This window comes from Streptomyces sp. NBC_01431, assembly GCF_036231355.1.
Taxonomy (GTDB): Bacteria; Actinomycetota; Actinomycetes; order Streptomycetales; family Streptomycetaceae; genus Streptomyces.
Map to the genome: position 1 here is coordinate 1,059,737 of NZ_CP109496.1, position 16,403 is coordinate 1,076,139.

Annotated in this window: 14 protein-coding genes; 7 read left to right on the forward strand and 7 right to left on the reverse strand. The window is 71.3% G+C overall.

Annotated features, from left to right (window positions below):
• Positions 1-4: 4 nt before the first annotated feature.
• The 5 genes from OG522_RS05100 to OG522_RS05120 form a co-directional block, all read right to left on the reverse strand.
• Entirely contained in the window at positions 5-928 is a 924-nt protein-coding gene (locus OG522_RS05100) for an AEC family transporter (protein ID WP_329461713.1), read from the reverse strand.
• Positions 929-982: 54 nt separating this feature from the next.
• Positions 983-2,419: an aldehyde dehydrogenase family protein gene (locus OG522_RS05105; RefSeq protein ID WP_329461714.1), complete on the reverse strand. Its 1,437-nt coding sequence runs from the start codon at positions 2,417-2,419 to the stop codon at positions 983-985.
• Positions 2,420-2,596: 177 nt separating this feature from the next.
• Positions 2,597-3,781 carry a thiolase family protein gene (locus OG522_RS05110; protein ID WP_329461715.1) on the reverse strand — a complete coding sequence of 395 codons (1,185 nt, stop codon included), beginning with the start codon at positions 3,779-3,781 and terminating at the stop codon, positions 2,597-2,599.
• 145 nt (positions 3,782-3,926) lie between these two features.
• The gene (locus OG522_RS05115) at positions 3,927-4,220 is read right to left on the reverse strand and encodes a hypothetical protein (protein WP_329461716.1); all 294 of its coding nucleotides are present in this window, start codon (positions 4,218-4,220) and stop codon (positions 3,927-3,929) included.
• Positions 4,221-4,320: 100 nt separating this feature from the next.
• Positions 4,321-5,343 (reverse strand): LacI family DNA-binding transcriptional regulator, encoded by a 1,023-nt coding sequence (locus OG522_RS05120; protein ID WP_329461717.1) that lies wholly within the window; start codon positions 5,341-5,343, stop codon positions 4,321-4,323.
• Positions 5,344-5,853: 510 nt separating this feature from the next.
• On the opposite strand from OG522_RS05120, the gene OG522_RS05125 reads away from it, so the two are divergent.
• The 3 genes from OG522_RS05125 to OG522_RS05135 all read left to right on the forward strand — a co-directional run bounded on the left by OG522_RS05125 (position 5,854) and on the right by OG522_RS05135 (position 8,493).
• Positions 5,854-6,549 (forward strand): alpha/beta fold hydrolase, encoded by a 696-nt coding sequence (locus OG522_RS05125; RefSeq protein ID WP_329461718.1) that lies wholly within the window; start codon positions 5,854-5,856, stop codon positions 6,547-6,549.
• An 83-nt stretch (positions 6,550-6,632) separates the two neighbouring features.
• The gene (locus tag OG522_RS05130) at positions 6,633-6,836 is read left to right on the forward strand and encodes a hypothetical protein (protein ID WP_382797956.1); all 204 of its coding nucleotides are present in this window, start codon (positions 6,633-6,635) and stop codon (positions 6,834-6,836) included.
• 142 nt (positions 6,837-6,978) lie between these two features.
• On the forward strand, positions 6,979-8,493 hold the full coding sequence (locus tag OG522_RS05135; protein WP_329461720.1) for an SPFH domain-containing protein: 1,515 nt from the start codon (positions 6,979-6,981) through the stop codon (positions 8,491-8,493).
• 129 nt (positions 8,494-8,622) lie between these two features.
• On the opposite strand, the gene OG522_RS05140 is transcribed toward OG522_RS05135, so the two are convergent.
• Positions 8,623-10,071 (reverse strand): APC family permease, encoded by a 1,449-nt coding sequence (locus OG522_RS05140; RefSeq protein WP_329461721.1) that lies wholly within the window; start codon positions 10,069-10,071, stop codon positions 8,623-8,625.
• 159 nt (positions 10,072-10,230) lie between these two features.
• On the opposite strand from OG522_RS05140, the gene OG522_RS05145 reads away from it, so the two are divergent.
• The 3 genes from OG522_RS05145 to OG522_RS05155 all read left to right on the forward strand — a co-directional run bounded on the left by OG522_RS05145 (position 10,231) and on the right by OG522_RS05155 (position 14,607).
• Positions 10,231-11,406 (forward strand): ROK family transcriptional regulator, encoded by a 1,176-nt coding sequence (locus tag OG522_RS05145; protein WP_329461722.1) that lies wholly within the window; start codon positions 10,231-10,233, stop codon positions 11,404-11,406.
• Positions 11,407-11,566: 160 nt separating this feature from the next.
• A complete protein-coding gene (locus OG522_RS05150) occupies positions 11,567-14,338 on the forward strand; it encodes a glycoside hydrolase family 2 protein (protein ID WP_329461723.1) in 2,772 nt (923 codons plus the stop codon).
• Entirely contained in the window at positions 14,335-14,607 is a 273-nt protein-coding gene (locus OG522_RS05155; RefSeq protein WP_329461724.1) for a DUF1876 domain-containing protein, read from the forward strand. The genes OG522_RS05150 and OG522_RS05155 overlap by 4 nt, the downstream gene beginning before the upstream one ends.
• A gap of 24 nt (positions 14,608-14,631) precedes the next feature.
• On the opposite strand, the gene OG522_RS05160 is transcribed toward OG522_RS05155, so the two are convergent.
• Complete coding sequence (locus OG522_RS05160) at positions 14,632-15,678, reverse strand: glycosyl hydrolase family 18 protein (RefSeq protein ID WP_329461725.1); 1,047 nt, start codon at positions 15,676-15,678, stop codon at positions 14,632-14,634.
• Between the two features lie 71 nt (positions 15,679-15,749).
• On the opposite strand from OG522_RS05160, the gene OG522_RS05165 reads away from it, so the two are divergent.
• The gene (locus tag OG522_RS05165) at positions 15,750-16,211 is read left to right on the forward strand and encodes a type II toxin-antitoxin system PemK/MazF family toxin (RefSeq protein ID WP_329461726.1); all 462 of its coding nucleotides are present in this window, start codon (positions 15,750-15,752) and stop codon (positions 16,209-16,211) included.
• Positions 16,212-16,403: the final 192 nt, after the last annotated feature.

Sequence of the window (16,403 nt, forward strand, 5' to 3'; positions counted from 1 at the left end):
CCGGTCAGCCGAGCAGGACCGCGATCAGCGAGAGGGACACCATCGACAGGAGGGTCGTGAGGAGCACGGTGTCCCGGGGCAGCTCCGTGTCGAGGCGGTATTCGGCGGCGAAGATGAAGGCGTTCTGCGCCGTGGGCAGTGCGGCGCAGAGCACCACGGCGAACAGTTCGTGCCCGCCGAGGCCGAAGACCCAGCGGCCCAGCACATAGGCGAGCAGCGGCTGGACGGCCGTCTTCAAGGTGACGAGCACGGACCGCTCGGTGCGCCCCGCCGGGTCGGGCGCGGCCCGGCCGTTGAGCGACATGCCGAGGGCGAAGAGCGCCGCGGGGACGGCGGCGCCGCCGAGGATCTGGAGCGGCGAGGTCACCTCGGCGGGCAGGTGCAGGCCGAGTGCGGCCACCGCCACCCCGGCCGCCGAGGCCCCCACCACCGGGTTGCGGACGGGCAGTTGGAGCATCCGCAGCCAGCGCCGGCCCGCGTCCCGGCGTACGTCGAGCTCTATGAGGATCAGGATCAGCGGCGTGATGAACAACATCTGGAAGAGGGCGGCTGCGACGATGAAGGACGTGTCGTGCAGGACGTGCACGGCCACCGGGATGCCGAGGTTCGCCGAGTTCACATAGGACGCGGCCATCGCGCCGATCGCCTGCTCGGCCTTCTTGCGCCCGAAAAGGCGCCGGCTCGCCAGGTGCCCGGCGGCGAACACGGCGAGCAGGCTGAGGGCGAAGACCGCGACGCCCGGCTGCGCGAGCACGCCCGGCCGTGACCTGGACATCGTGAGGAACAGCAGGGACGGCATCGCGAAGGTGAACGCGAAGCGGCCGAGCACCTGTTGGGCGTGGTCGCCCAGCACGTTGAACCGTCCGGCGGCCCAGCCGAACGCGGTGATGGTCCAGATGGGCAGGAAGCCGGAGAGAACCGAGTGCACCGGCCAAGGATGCCCGACCCGCCGCACCCCGGCTCGGCTGGGGTCACCCGCCGGTCAGAAGGGATGGTCCGCCGGTTCGCGGCGCACCGTCGTCCAGCGCAGTTCGGTGAAGGCGTCCAGGTTGGCCGAGCCGCCGAACCGGGCGCCGGTTCCGGAAGCCGCGACGCCGCCGAACGGCGCGACGGCCTCGTCGTTGACCGTCTGGTCGTTGATGTGGGCGATGCCGGTCGGGATGCGGTCCGCGAGTTCCAGACCCAGCGCGGTGTCCCGGGTGACGATGCCGAGCGAGAGTCCGTACGGTCCCGCGGCGGCCAGCGCGGCGGCCTCGTCCAGGGTGGCGAAGGGGCGGACCGGCGCGACCGGCCCGAAGACCTCCTCGGCGTAGGCGGGACTGTGGTCGTCGACGTCGGCGAGCACGGTGGGCCGGTAGAAGAGGTCGCGGTGGGTGCCGCCCGCGACGAGCCGCGCCCCGCGGGCGGTGCTGGCCTCCACCAAGGCGTGGATCTTGGCGAGTTGGGGCCGGTCGATGACCGGGCCGAGGTGCACCTTCTCGCGGTACGGGTCGCCCACGGCCAGCGCGTCGGCTCTCGCGGCGAGCCGCTCGACGTACTCCTCGTACAGCGAGGCATGCACGAGGTGGCGGCCGGTGGTCATGCAGATCTGGCCCTGGTGGAAGAAGGAGCCCCAGGTGGCCTGCGCGACGGCGCCCTCGATGTCCGCGTCGGCGAGCACGACGAGGGCGGAGTTTCCGCCCAACTCCAGGTGGGCGCGCTTGAGTTGGTGGCCTGCGGCCTCGCCGACCCGGCGTCCGGCGGCGGTCGACCCGGTGAACGAGATGACGGGGATCCGGGGATCGGCGACGAGCGCCTGTCCGGTCTCGGCGCCGCCCGGCAGGATGTGCAGCAGCCCCTCGGGCAGCCCGGCCTCGGCGAACACGGCGCCGAGCGCGAGGCCGCCGCAGACCGCGGTGCGCGGGTCGGGCTTGAGCAGGACGGCGTTGCCGAGCGCGAGGGCTGGAGCCACCGAGCGGATGGAGAGGATGAGCGGGGCGTTGAACGGGGCGATCACACCGGTCACGCCGACCGGGACCCGCCGGGTGTAGGACAGTCGCGGCGCCTCGCTGGGCAGCACCTCGCCGAGCGGCCTGGACGCCAGGGCGGCGGCCTCGTAGCACTCCTGGGCGGCGACGTGCAGCTCGAAGTCCGCCTTGCCGGCCACGGAGCCGGACTCGCGCATCAGCCACTGGCTCAACTCCTCGGCGTGGTGCGCGAAGAGGTCGCCCGCCCGGCGCAGGACCTGGGCGCGCGCGAAGTGCGGGGTGCGTGCCCAGGCGGTCTGCGCCGCGACGGCGGCTTCGGCGGCAGCGGCGATGTCCTCGGCGGTGGCGAGGGCGACGGCACCCAGCGACTGGCCGGTGGCGGGCTCGGTGACCTCGTACTCACCTCCCGAGAGCCTTCTGGGCTGCCACGTCTTGGGGTCGAGCAGGGTCATGAAGGATCTCCAGTCACTCTGGTCGTCCGAGACGAAGTCCCGTGTGGGGCACGGCAGTTGGAAGCCCGCCACCGCGCGGGCGTCATCGTAAGGTGATTCACCGCTCAACGAAAACTCGGAGGTCCCCGACTCCCCTTCTCGCCCGCCGGTCCCCAACTCCCCCTGGAATACGGTGTGTCAGCGCTCAAGGACGAGGGCGAGGCCCTGGCCCACGCCAATGCAGAGCGCGGCCAGGCCGGTACCGGATCCCGCGGCCGCGAGCTGGTGGGCGACGGCCCCGGCGAGGCGTGCACCGGACGCGCCCAGCGGGTGTCCGATGGCGATGGCGCCGCCGCGCGGGTTGACCACGGCGGGGTCGAGTCCGGGCCATTCGGCGAGGCAGCCGAGCGACTGCGCGGCGAACGCCTCGTTCAGCTCGAAGGTGGTGAGGTCGCCGAACCCCTTGCCCGCCTTGGCGAGCGCCCGGCGCACCGCTTCGACCGGGCCGAGCCCGAAGAGCTGCGGCTCGATGCCGGTCACCGCCGAGCTGCGGATGCGGGCGAGCGGCTCGCGGCCGGTGGCCCGCAGCCCCTCCTCGTCGACCAGGAGCAGGGCCGCGGCCCCGTCGTTGAGCGGTGAGGCATTGCCCGCAGTCACCGAACCGTCCTTGCGGAAGACCGGCTTGAGGCGGGCGAGGGTCTCCGGGGTGGAGGACTCGCGGATGCATTCGTCGCGGAGCAGGGCGACGCCCTCGTACGGGACGACCTCTCCGTCGTACAGGCCCTTGGCCCAGGCCTCGGCGGCCTTGCGATGGCTGTCCAGGGCGAAGGCGTCCTGCTGTTCGCGGGTGATGCCGTGCTTGTCCGCGATGAGTTCGGCGCCCTCGCCGAGCGCGACCGTCCACTCGGCGGGCAGCTCGGGGTTGGTCATGCGCCAGCCGAGGGTGGTCGAGTACATCTGCTGATGGCCCGCGGGGAAGGCGCGTTCGGGCTTCTGCATCACCCAGGGGGCGCGGGACATGGACTCGACGCCGCCCGCGACGGCCACCGACGCGTCACCGACGGCGATGGCGCGGGCCGCCTGGATGACGGCTTCGAGTCCGGATCCGCAGAGCCGGTTGACGGTGACGCCGGGCACCGAGACGGGGAGTCCGGCGAGCAGCACGGCCATCCTGGCCACGTCGCGGTTGTCCTCGCCCGCGCCGTTCGCGTCGCCGAAGTACACGTCGTCGATGCGGGCCGGGTCGAGCTCCGGGGTGCGGTCCACCAGCGACCTGACCACATGGGCGGCGAGGTCGTCGGGCCGGACTCCGGCGAGCGCACCCCCGAACTTGCCGATCGGGGTGCGGACGGCGTCGACGATGTACACGTCGCGGATGCTCATCGGGTCTCTCCCACGGATCTCTCCACCGCGTCGGGCCGCTCCAGCGGCCTGTTCGCCCAGTGAAGTTATGTTCATGAATGGCTCCGCCGAGTCTCTGCCCGCCGCCGTCCGCTGTCAACGGGCCCCGGCCGGAACACGATCACCGTCACGGGCCGTCCGGGACCTCACTGACCAACACGGTCAGCCCGATGTCGAGTTCCGATCCGTCGACCAGCAGCGCCTCGACCGCGTGGGTGGCGGAGTCGATCTCGGCCACAACGCCGTGCCCGGCGTACCGCGGATAGCCCGAGACCCCCCTCTCACCGGTCGCCTCGACAACGGCGGACCGCACGGCGCTGTCCACCACCGAGGCGCCTCCCCGGTCCTCGACGTGTTCGGGAACGAGCAGGATCTCGAAACGCTGGGGGTGACGGCGCGCGCGCTCTGGTTGATTGCTCATGCCCCCGACGCTAAACACCCCGGCCGCCCGGCGCACGCCGTCCCGGCCCGGCTACCCATGAGCGCCCCGAAGGCGCGCGGCGCCGCTCGCCGCGGAGCGCTCAGCTCGATTCCCGGGGCACCGCCCGTGCGCCCATCAGATCGTGACGTTCCGGCGCGCCGTCCGGGTCGCGGACCACCCGGTCTACCAGCTCGGCCAGGTGGCGGCCGGTCACCATCTCCACGTGGACGGTACTCAGCGGGGGGCGCAGGAGTCTGCCCAGCAGGAGGTCGTCGGCGCCGATCACCGACACCTCGCCGGGGACATCGATGTCAGCGTCCTGGAGGGCCCGCATCAGCAGCATCGCGTACTCGTCGTTGTACGCGAACACCGCGTCCAGCCCCAACTCCCGCCAACACCCTGCCAGTTGGGCCGCTGCTTCCTCCTCGTACGCCATCGCCACGGGCTCAACCACGGCGTCCGTTCCGTGCACGGCCTCGCGGGCTCCGGCCAGGCGCGGCCGGGAGAAGAAGTCGAGCCCGTCCTCGGCGGGGATCAGTACGCCGATGCGGCGCCGGCCCCGTTCGAGCAGATGGCCGACCGCGCTCCGGCCGATCTCGCGCTGGTCCATCACGAGTGCGTGCGCGCCCTCGACGCGCTGCGGGCCGAGCGTTATCACCGCGCGGGCCCCGGAGCGCTTGAGGAGCTGGACGCCCTGCGGGGTCAGTTCGATCTCGCCCAGCGTCACGACGGCGACCGGCCGCAGCTCGGCCCAGGCGCGAGCCGCCTCGTCCGCGCCGAGCCCGAGGCTGCCGTACTGGACGACCGTGTAGTCGAGCCGGCGCAGCTCCCACTGGAGCTCGTTGAAGAACCGGCTGTAGAGCGGGCCCACCGGAATGTGCGCGGTGGGCAGCAGCACGATCCGGGTGTGCCCGGCGCGCAGGCTGCGGGCCGCGGCGTGCGGCACATAGCCGAGTTCCTCGGCGGCGGCGCGGACCCGGGCCCGGGTCGGTTCGCTGATCCGCACGGCCGAGGTGTTGTTGAGCACGTAGCTCACGGTCGCCCGGGAGACCCCGGCCAGGCGGGCCACGTCGGCGCTGGTCGGTACGGGGCGGTCGGCAGGCTGCTTCGGTGTCTGGCTCATCGCGATCGGCATCTTTGCAGACCCGTCCCGGCCGGGCTCTGGCGGATGGCCCGAATTCGATGCCGCAGAGGGCTTACACCAGTCACTGACACGTGTAATCTCGTGACGACGCGATCTGGCCCACTTCCCAGTCCCCGGAAGGCATCGTGGTCCCTTCCTCCCCGACCCCGGTGTCCCGGTGGCTGCCGATTCCCCAGGCCGCGGGGCCCGCGCGCACTGATCATTTCGGCCACCGGCGCCACTGCGCGCTCCCCCCGTCGAGAGCAGCGCCCTCGGTCCTGGGCGCGCCGGCGGCGAACCCGATCAGGAGCGTGCGCCGACAGACGTACGGGTTCGGTCGGGCACACTCTGGCGGTCGCGCCCACCGGCCCCGGCACCCGTACGGAACATGTACCCGTAAGGAACCAGGGCGGCCGGCACCTGACCGCACCGCCCGCCCCGGATCCCTACACCCGACCGGGATCCGTGGGCCCCACCCCCTCCGGAAACACCGCAGCGAAAGGCACCACCATGCAGCTCAACACCCGCATCTGGGGAGAGGGCGACCGTGTCGCGCTCCTGGTTCACGGGATCATGGCCGACCACCGCACCTGGCGGAAGGTCGGGCCCGCGCTAGCCGAGCGGGGCTACCGTGTCATCGCGGTGGACCTGCGCGGCCACGGCGCGAGCGGGCGCGGCGAGTACACCGCCGACCTCTTCGCGGACGACCTCGTCGAAACCCTGCCGACCGGCGCCGAGTTGGCGATAGGGCATTCCCTCGGCGGGCTCTCCCTGGCACTGGCCGCCGAACGGCTGCGCCCGGCGCGCGCGGTGTACTCGGATCCCGCCTGGCACCTCAACTCCCTTCAGGAGAGCGTCAGTCCGGAGCTCTTCGTCCAGTTCAAGTCGGTCACCCGGGCGATGGTCGCGGCGCTCAATCCGCGCTGGGAGGCCGAGGACGTCGACGTCGAGCTGGAAACGCTGAAGGTCTGGGACGAGAACACCGCGCGCGGCCTGGCCGGGATATTCGGCTCGGACCGGGCCCCCGCACGAGCCGTCGTGCCCTCACTCGTGCAGTTCGCCGACGCGAGCTTCCTGTACGAGGCCGCCGAGGCGGCCCGCCTCACGGCCCGCGGATTCGAAGTCCGCACCGTCAAGGGGGCAGGGCACACCATCCACCGCGACGACTTCGAGGGCTTCATGGCCTCGCTCGACGGCTGGATCTGAGCCGGTGCCGGTGAGGCGGGCCGGGACTCGTCCCAACCGCTTCGGCGGCCCGGCAGGTTACGCTCGCCCGCATGAACGAGGACATGGTGGGTCTGGTCGGGCGGGTGACCGGAACGATCGGCCCCGGGCTCGTCGGGGAGGTCATCGTCAGGATCCGCGGCGGGGCCGAGCACTTCCTCGCCCACCCCGCGCCCGGGACGGGCCGACTGGAGTCCGGGACGGTCGTGACGGTGGTGGAATACCTGCCTCCGCGCACGGTGTACGTGATGGCCGCATACGACAACTGAGCACGGCCACGCTCAAGTTGACCAGGGCTTTCACCGGTGCGTATCAAGATTGCGACAAGGATTCGTCAGCGTCTTCACGCCGCTGGGGGCCGGGAGCACACTCCCCTCATCGGTGCCGAGCGGCACCGCATGAAGGGGGCGTATGCCGATGGTCGTCGGCGTCGTGGCGGGACTGGTTCTCGCCACCATCATCGTTCTGATCGGCCTGTTCAAACTGATGTGGCGGGTGGCCGAACCGAACGAGGCACTCATCATCTCCGGCTCCAAGCACCGGACCGAGGGCCTGGGTGAGGGCATGGGGTTCCGCATCGTCACCGGACGGGGAACCCTGGTGCTGCCGGGTGTGCAGGCGGTACGCAAGTTGTCGCTCGATCTCAACGAGACCGAGCTGTCCGTGGACTGCGTGACCCAGCAGGGCATTCCACTGCGGGTCCGCGGCGTCGTGATCTTCAAGGTGGGCGACGACTTCGTGTCGATCGCCAATGCCGCACGACGCTTCCTCGACCAGCAGAAGATGATGTCGGAGCGGGTGCACAACGTGTTCGCCGGTCATCTCCGTTCCATCGTGGGCGGGTTGACGGTCGAGGACATGATCCGGGACCGGGAGAAGCTCACCGGCCAGACCCGGGCCGCCTGCGGTACGGAGATGGAGAAGCTCGGGTTGATCGTCGACTCGCTACAGATCCACGAGATCGAGGACCCGACCGGATACATCAAGAACCTCGCCATGCCGCACGCCGCCGCGGTGCAGCGCGACGCCCGCATCGCGCAGGCGGAGGCGAACCTGCGGGCCACCGAGGCCGAACAGGCCGCGTTCGCGCAGATGTCGGAGGCCACCCGGGACAGCGAGATCCTCCAGGCCGGCTACCAGGCGGAGCGGGACAAGGCCGCGGCCAGCTCCCGGCAGGCCGGGCCGCTCGCGGACGCGGCCGCCCGGCAGGAGGTCGTGGTCCAGGAGACCCGGGTCGCCGAGCTGGAGGCACAGCGCCGCGAGCAGCAGCTCCAGGCGGATGTGCGCAAGCCCGCGGACGCCCAGGCTTACGAGAAGAGGACGCTGGCCGAGGCGGAGCGCGACGCGCGCATCTCGGCCGCGCAGGCCAAGGCGAAGGAGACCGAACTCGCGGCGGCCGCGGAGGCGACCCGGGTGAAGACGGCCGCGGCCGCCGAGGCCCAGGCCACCGAGGCCCAGGGTCGCGCGGCCGCGACGGCGACCCGGGCGACCGGTGAGGCCGAGGCGGCGGCGACGCAGGCCAAGGGGCTCGCCCAGGCCGAGTCGGCGAAGGCCCAGGGCCTGGCCGAGGCCGAGGCGATCAAGGCGCGTGCGGCGGCGCTCGCGGAGAACCAGGAAGCCGTCGTCGCCCAGCAACTCGCCGAGAACTGGCCGCAGATCGTGGAGGCGGGCGCTTCGGCGTTCGGCAATGTGGAGCACATGGTGCTGCTCAACGGCGCCGAGGGCATGTCGGACATGTTCGCGAAGGCGCTGACGATGGGTGGCACGGGTCTGGGCCTGGCCCGCCAGCTGCTGGCGTCGATGAACCAGGGCGCGGAGCAGACGGAGCGACCCGGCACTACCGCCAACGGGCGCTCCCCGGCGGTCCGTTCGCCGCTGTCGAAGCCGATTCCGATCACGGAGGAGGACAGCGGGGGCCACAAGTAGGCCTGGAATCACAGGAGTCGGCCCCCGCCCGGAATTCGGGCGGGGGCCGACGGTGCATTCGCCGCCGGGGCGGCAGTTGCTCCATCTGGCGGGTGCGAGGGCGAGCACCCGCCCGGCCCCGACCGCCCCTCAGGCAGGCAGCGTCCGCGTGGCCGAATCCTCCAGGTACTCCTCGCGTATCTCGCGCGGCCCGAACGGCCAGACCTTCTCGACCCGCGCCCACAGGAAGAAGGCGACACAGCCGAGCGCCAGCCAGGCCAGCGACCATTCGATGGGGTGGCGGCCGGGCGAGTTCTTGTCGGCGTACCCGTAGATGACGAGCCAGCCCGCCAGCGCGATCAGGCTCGGCAGCGGGTAGAGCCACATCCGGTAGGGGCGGCGCAGGGCGGGCTGGCGCTTGCGCAGCACGGTGACCGCGAGGATCTGGGCGAGCGCCTGCACGATGACCATCACCGTGGTGAGGAGCTGGATGAGGGTGGCCAGATCGGTGTGCCGGCCGATCAGGAAGCCCACGGCGGTGACGACGCCCATGGTGGCCAGGCCCACCATGGGAAAGCGGTGCCTGGGGTGCAGTTTGGCGTAGGGGCGGAAGAACACCCTGTCGCGGGCGGCGTCGTAGGGGACGCGGGAGCCGCCGAGCAGCCCCGTGAAGACGGAGGCGAACGCGGTCACCAGGATCAGTACGGTCACCACGTCGGCGGCACCCTTGCCCCAGGCCTTCTCCAGGACCGCGGAGGCGACCGAGGTGGAGGCGATGTCGTTGGGGTCCAGCATCCGCTTCCAGTCGATGACGCCGAGGGTGCCGATCTGGAGCAGCAGATAGATCACCATGATGCCCAGGACGGAGTAGATGATGGAGCGCGGCAGGGTGCGCCCGGGGTCCTTGATCTCGGCGCCCATGTAGGCGGTGGTGTTGTAGCCGAGGTAGTCGTAGATGCCGATCGTGAGGCCCGCGGCGAAGCCGACCCAGAAGTGACCGCTCGTCAACTCGAAGGCGCTGGCCGGGTAGTTGAAGGCGAGGTGTGGGCTGAAGTCGGTGGCGGCGGCGGCGATCACCAGGGCCACGGAGGCGATCATGACGACCCACATCACGGCGGTGATCCGGGCGATGTTCTCGATGCCCCGCCAGAGCAGCAGGACGACGAGGGCGATGATGCCGAGCCCGATCAGGTCGCCGGGGGTCTGCCCGAGGTCCGGGGCGAGGTAGCCGAGGTACTGCACGAATCCGACGACGCCGGTGGACATGGCCAGCGGGATGAAGAGCATCGCCGTCCATACGAAGAGGAACGGCATGAGGCGGCCCGTGCGGTACTGGAAGGCCTGGCGCAGATAGACGTAGCTGCCGCCGGAGCCGGGCAGCGAGGCGCCGAGTTCGGCCCAGATCAGGCCGTCGGCGAAGGCGAGTATCGCGCCGGCGACGAATCCGATGACGGCCTGTGGGCCGCCGAAGGCGGCGACCATCAGCGGGATGGTCACGAACGGGCCGATCCCGCACATCTGGCTCATGTTGATGGCGGTGGCCTGGAAGAGTCCGATCCGGCGGACGAAACCGCCGTCCGGCGGTGGGGTTCCGGACACTGGGGCCTCCCTGGGCTGTGGGTGAGGAAAGGGCGCTACTGCCGGTTCGCCAGTGCAGGGATTCGCCTCGGCGGTGAGCGTGCTTAAGTTAAGTACCTTTACTTTGACCGTCAAGGGGTCGTCAGTGAACTGCTCGGACCGATGCGTGAGAATGATGCGATGACCAGCAGCGACGAGGGTGGCGACCTGCCCTGGAACCCGCAGCGGCAGCGCAGCTCCAACGAGCGCCTGCTGCTGGATCGGCTGCGCACCGGGGGCCCCGCCTCACGGGCCCAGCTGGCGCGGGACACCGGTCTGTCGAAGCCCACCGTGTCGAGCGCGCTGGCCTCGCTGGAACTCGCGGGACTGGTCCGCGAGGCGGGCACGATGATCCCCGACCGGGGCCGGGCCGCCGTGCTCTACGCCCCCGATCCGACCGCGGGTTACGCGCTGGGCATCGACATCGGCCGGGCCTGGCTGCGGGTCGCCCTCGCCGACCTCGACGGCACGGTCGTGGCCCGCTCCGAGGTCCGCAACCACGCTCGCACCTCGGCCACGATGGCCGATCTGGTGGTCAGCAGCGCGCACCAGCTCGTCGCGGGCTCGGGGGTGGACGCGGACAAGATAGCTCAGGCCGTGGTCGGCACCCCCGGTGTGTACGACGCCGAGAAGCGGCGGGTGCGCTATGCGCAGCATCTGCCGGGCTGGGGCAGGCCGGGCCTGTTCGACCAGATGCGGGAGCGGCTCGGCATCCCGCTCGCGGTGCACAACGACGCCAACCTCGCAGCGCTCGGCGAGTACACCTTCGGCGTCGGCGCGGGCAGCAGGCTCTTCGTGTACGTGATGGTGGGCACCGGGCTCGGCATGGGCGTGGTCAGCGAGGGCCAGCTGTTCACCGGGGCGCACGGCGGCGCCGGGGAGATCGGGTTCCTGCCGTGGCCGGGCCGCCAGAAGCCGGACACGCTGGAGGGGGCGGTCTCCGGCGACGCGGTGGTGGAGGCCGCCCGCTCGCTCGGCATGGCGGGCCCGCTCACCGCGAAGGACGTCTTCGACGCGGCGCGGGCCGGAACTCGCCCCGCGGTCAAGGCCGTTCAGCTGGAGGGTGAGCGCCTCGCCCACACCGTCGCGGTGGTCGCGGCCGTCCTGGACCCCGACCTCGTGGTCCTCGGGGGCGGCGTCGGCCACAGCGCGGACCTGCTTCTGCGTACCGTGCGGGACACGCTGCGGGCGCTCACTCCGCTGCGTCCGAAGGTGGCGCCGAGTTCGCTCGGCGAGGACGCGGTGCTGCTCGGCGCGGTGGCCACGGCGCTCGGCACGGCACGTGACGTGGCCTTCGACCGGCGCTCCGCGCACTGACGACGGCCTGTTACCCGCAGGCCTGCGATTGACATGCTCCACTCACTCCCCTAGCTTGCCGAGCACCTTAGTAAGGTTTCTTAACTTGGGTTGCCCGGCTTGCAATCGGCCGAGTTGCCCCGAAGCGCGGATGTCCCGACCAGCCCCCTGGGAGACCACCGTGTTCCACCGCCCTGCCGCCGTGCGCCGAAGGACCGCCGCCGTCGCGGTCCTCGGCCTGGTCCTCGCCTTCACCGCCGGCACCTCGTCGGCCACGCCCCGCACCCGCCCCGTACCCCGCCCGGTCACCCACGTCGGCTCCGCACCGGGCAGCACGACCGCGCTGGCCGGATACGTGATCCGGTCGACGGCCGAGGTCGCCGACTCCCCGGCCGCCGTGTCGAGCCCCGGCTACCCGGCAGCCGGCTGGTACGCCGCCGGCCCCCGCTCCACGGTGCTCGCCGCACTGCTCGCAGCCGGAAAGTACCCGGACCCCTTCTACTCGGCCAACCAGCAGAAGATCCCGGCGGCCGACTTCGCGGTCCCCTGGTGGTACCGCTCGGACTTCACCGTCGCCGACACCAACTCCCGTACGTACCTGGACTTCAGCGGGGTGATCTCGGCCGCCGACGTGTACGTCGACGGCAAGCAGGTGGCCGCCAAGGACACGGTCACCGGCGCGTACACGCGGCACGAGCTGGACGTGACCGACTTGGTGAGGTCCGGTACGAACACGGTCGCCTTCCGGATCCAGCCCAACAACCCGGACAAGGACCTCACGATGGGCTGGATCGACTGGTTGCAGCCACCGCCCGACCGGAACATGGGCATCGTCCGCGACGTGACGGTCAGGCGGGGCGGCCCCGTCGCGCTGCGCGACGCACATGTGGTGACGGCGCTCGCACTGCCGTCGCTCTCGTCCGCCGACCTGACCGTCAAGGCGCAGGCCCGCAACGACTCGGCGGCTCCGGTCACCGCGACCGTCTCGGGCACCGTCGGGCAGGTCTCGTTCAGCCAGGACGTCACACTCGCGGCACACGAGACGAAGTCCGTCACCTTCACCCCGGCGTTCCACCCCCAGCTCCACCTGACCGCACCGCGCGTGTGGTGGCCGGCCGGGATGGGCGCGCAGCCCATGTACGACCTCGCCCTCACGGCCACGGTGTCCGGCAGCACGTCCGACCGGGCGCACGAGTCGTTCGGCATCCGCGATGTGAAGGCCCCGCTCAACGCCGACGGCGCGCGCCAGTACTCGGTCAACGGGCGTCCACTGCTGATCAAGGGCGGCGGCTGGTCCCCCGACGAGTTCCTGCGCTGGGACCGCACCTACGTCGAGGACCGGCTCAGGTACGCACTCGACCTCGGCTTCAACACCATCAGGCTCGAAGGCCACATCGAGCCGGACGAGTTCTTCGACCTGGCCGACCGCTACGGCATCCTGACCATGCCGGGCTGGGAGTGCTGCGACAAGTGGGAGGGCCAGGTCAACGGCAGCGAGTCGGGCGACAAGTGGACCGCCGCCGACTACCCGGTGGCGAAGGCGTCCATGGCCGCGGAGGCGGCTCGGCTGCGCGACCACCCCAGCGTTGTCTCGTTCCTCATCGGCAGCGATTTCGCCCCCGACAAGACGATCGAGAAGAACTACGCCGACGCACTGAGCGCGGCCGACTGGCGGACCCCGGTGGTGAGCGCCGCATCCGACAACTCCGCCCCCATCAACGGCAGTTCGGGCATGAAAATGACGGGCCCCTACGACTGGGTGCCGCCGGGCTACTGGTACAACAAGCAGGAGGGCGGGGCCACCGGCTTCAATTCCGAGACCAGCGCGGGCCCCGACATCCCGACCCTGGACACCCTGCGCCGCATGCTGTCCCCGGCGGAGCTCGCCGCCCTGTGGCAGAACCCCTCGGCGAAGCAGTACCACCGCTCCCCCTCGGCCACGTTCGCCACACTCAAGCTGTACGACGACGCGCTGGCGGGCCGGTACGGCACCCCCACCGGCCTCGACGACTACGTACGCAAGGCACAGCTCGCCCAGTACGAGAACGTGCGGGCCCAGTTCGAGGCGTACGGTCGCAACGCGAAGGACGCCTCGAAGCCGTCGACGGGGGTCGTCTACTGGATGTTCAACAGCGGATGGACCTCCCTGCACTGGCAGTTGACGGACCGATACCTCGATCAGGGCGGCGCCTACTTCGGCGCGAAGAAGGCCAACGAGCCGCTGCACATCCAGTACTCCTACGACAACCGCGCCGTGACCGTCGTCAACAACCGGACCACCGCCGCCTTGGGACTCACCGCCCGGGTGACCCTCTTCACCACCGACGGCACGCGGAGGTACGACCGGACGGTGACGGGTCTCGACATCGGGCCCGGCGGCGCGAGCACCACCGCGCTGACCGTCCCGGCGTCGGTGAGCGGCCTGTCCCCCACGTATCTGGCGAAGCTGGTCCTCACCGACACCGGCGGCCGGGAGGTGAGCCGCAACGTGTACTGGCTCTCCACCAAACCCGACGTCCTGGACTACGCCCACACCGACTGGTTCCACACCCCGACCACGGCCTACGCCGACCTCAAGGGCCTCTCCTCGATGCCCAGGGCGACGGTGACCGCCACGGGGACGACCGCCGAGGGTCCGGACGGGACGTCCACGACGACGGTGACGGTACGGAACACCGGCTCGGGCACGACGCCCGCGCTCCTCACCGACGTCCACGTGGTGGACGCCCACGGCACGCCGGTTCTTCCGGTGCGGTGGTCGGACAACCAGGTGAGCCTGTGGCCCGGCGAGTCGGCGACCCTGACGGCGACGTACCGCACGGCGGACCTGCACGGCTCCGCGCCCCGGGTGCGGGTGTCGGGGTGGAACACCCCGACCGCCACGATTGGCCTCCACAGCCCGGCGGAGGCACTCTGGAAAAAGGGGACGCCCCCTGGAGGTGATGTGCCATGACCACGCTCGTCGGATGGCATGTGGAGCTGGAGTTCTCCGAAGAGGGGAACCGCACCAGCGCGGCGGCCCTGATCCGGCTCGCCGACGGCTCCGAGATCAAGGGGCGCGGCTATGCCCTGCGCCACCCGGCCGACCCGGAGCAGCTGCGGGTCGGCGAAGAGATCGCCGGTGCGCGGGCGCTCATGGGTCTCGCGTCCCAGCTGTTGCAGAAGGCCCACACCGAGATCGACGAGGTCTCGGGCAAACAGTCGCTCCCGTTGACACCCTGAGGCCCACCGCTTGCCCGCCCTGTTTCAGACGCGGCCGAGGACCGGCCACACCGCCGGGTCCTCGAAGCCCAGTGCCCACAGAGTGGTGTTGCGGATCCCGTGGCGGCGCAGGACCGGCAGGTCCGCGGCGACGCCGAGGGAGTCCTGGTACCAGACGTCGCGGACGCTGTCGTCCTCCTCGTACGTGAAGTGAGGTGTCTGCGACGCCGGGTCCAGTTGGTAGGCGATGCCCTTCGCCAGGCGCAACGCCTCGGCCTCCTTCCAGGTGACGTGCCGGGTCCTGCCGCCCGGCACCCAGTCCCAGCCGTAGGCGGGCAGCCCCATTTCCAGCCGGTCGGCGGGGATCAGCGCGGTGGCGTGGCGCAGGATGTCGTCGTACCACTGCGGGCTGGCCAGCGGGCCCGCTGCGCCGCCCGACCAGTGGAGGTCGTAGCCCATGATGCGCACCCGGTCGGCCGCCTTGCCGAGTGCGGCGTAGTCCCAGATGCGGCCGGTGTCCGCGGTCTGGGGGGACACGGTCAGGACGCACTGCTTGCCGAGGGCGTGCAGCCTTCCGCAGAGTTCCCGCGCGAAGGCGGCGTACGCGGCGCGGACGCCGAGGTATCCGTCCTCGCCGGTCGGGGCGATCGATTCGTAGTCGATGTCGATCCCGTCGTAGCCGCGGGCGCGCACGACGGTGAGCAGCGTCTCGACGTGGGTGGTGCGGCTGTGCGGGTCGGTGAGGATCTCGGCGAGCACGCCGGGGCCCATGGTCTCCATGACGGTTGGTACGACCTTGATCCCGGCCTGGTGCAGCCCGTCGATGATGCGGGTGTCGCCTGCTCCCGGGTGCCCGTCGATCCGGTCGGCCGCCATCGCCTGGTACCAGAACGGGCTGACGGTGTGCAGTTGGGAGGCGTGCCGCAGCGCGTCCGCGTACCCGCCCTCCTGGTCCCAGTAGGGAAGCCAGCCGGAGACGGTGCGCGCCGGCGGCTCGTCAGCGGACGCCTGGGGCTGGGCGAGGACGGTGAGCAGAGCGGTGACGGCGCACAGAGCGGCGAGGCGCACTCGCGCGCCGGGGGAAAGGGCCATGGGCCCGAGCCTGGTGCCCACCTGCCGTACCCGCCCTGCGGGTTGGGCCGTCCAGGTCCTACGGTGTCCGGATGACCACGTATCTCAATGACCAGACCGACCGTCCTGCGCTGCCCGGCCAGAGCGGCCCGACGGCCACCGCCGAAGCCGATCCGCACGAGGTGGGGGTGGTGCGCATGGACTACGCGCCGGACCGCGACGGCGACCCCGACCCGGGCGAGATCGTCTGGACGTGGGTGCCGTTCGAGGAGAACGACGGGCGCGGCAAGGACCGGCCGGTGCTCGTCGTGGCGCGCGAGGCGGGCGGCACGCTGCTCGCGGTGCAGTTGTCCAGCAAGCGGCACGACCACGACCGCGAATGGGTGCCGATCGGCGTGGGGCCCTGGGACCGGGAGGGGCGCGAGTCCTGGGTGGACCTCGACCGGGTGCTGAGGCTCCACGAGCAGGGCATGCGACGCGAGGCCTGCGCCCTGGACCTGCCCCGCTTCACCCTGGTAGCCGGCCGCCTGCGCGAGCGGTACGGCTGGCGCTGATCGCCGCGGTGGGAGGCCGCTTACGCCCCTGACCTCGAAGCGCGTGGTGCGGTCGCGGTCAGGGGTGACAACGCGCGGCTTTGGACCGTAGCGGGTAGTGTCCGCGAGAGCGGCACACAGCGGCTCGGCGACCGACCCGGTCCGGCCGATCTCGTTCTCGTACCGGCCGGTGTCGGTGCACCGTGTGCCGCA